The following is a 549-nucleotide window of genomic DNA, read 5'->3' on the forward strand; positions in this document are numbered from 1 at the left end:
GGCCTGACCGCACCGAATGGTCTGGCCCAGGAACGCGTCATCACACAGGCATTGGCGAATGCGGGCCTGGAGCCGGCCGATGTCGATGCGGTCGACGCACACGGCACGGGCACGATGCTGGGTGATCCCATCGAGGCATTGGCACTGATCAGCGTCTACGGGAAGCGGAATGCGGGCACCCCACTGCGATTGGGGTCGTTGAAGTCGAATATCGGTCATACCTCCGCCGCGGCCGGTGTGGGAAGTGTGATCAAGATGGTGCAGGCGATGCGGTATGGGGTGTTGCCGAAGACGTTGCATGTGGATGCGCCGACGCCGCATGTGGATTGGTCGTCGGGTGGGGTGCGGTTGTTGACCGAGGCGGAGGCGTGGCCTGTGGGGGAGCGGGTGCGTCGGGCGGGGGTGTCGTCGTTCGGGGCCAGCGGCACCAACGCTCACCTCATCCTCGAGGAAGCACCGACCGAACTCGAGGAAGCACCCACCGATCCGATACCCGTGACATCGGGAGGCGATTCCGGGCCGGCCACAAAGCCCATCGGCTCGAAGATC

Annotated in this window: 1 protein-coding gene; it reads left to right on the forward strand. The window is 65.2% G+C overall.

Annotated elements, in window-relative coordinates; translation table 11 throughout:
• Window positions 1-549 (forward strand): ketoacyl-synthetase C-terminal extension domain-containing protein (locus ON32_RS23345; protein ID WP_040793168.1); only part of this gene is annotated, 549 nt, incomplete at both ends.

Origin of the sequence: Nocardia paucivorans NBRC 100373, from assembly GCF_000308675.1 — a bacterium.
Taxonomy (GTDB): domain Bacteria; phylum Actinomycetota; class Actinomycetes; order Mycobacteriales; family Mycobacteriaceae; genus Nocardia; species Nocardia paucivorans.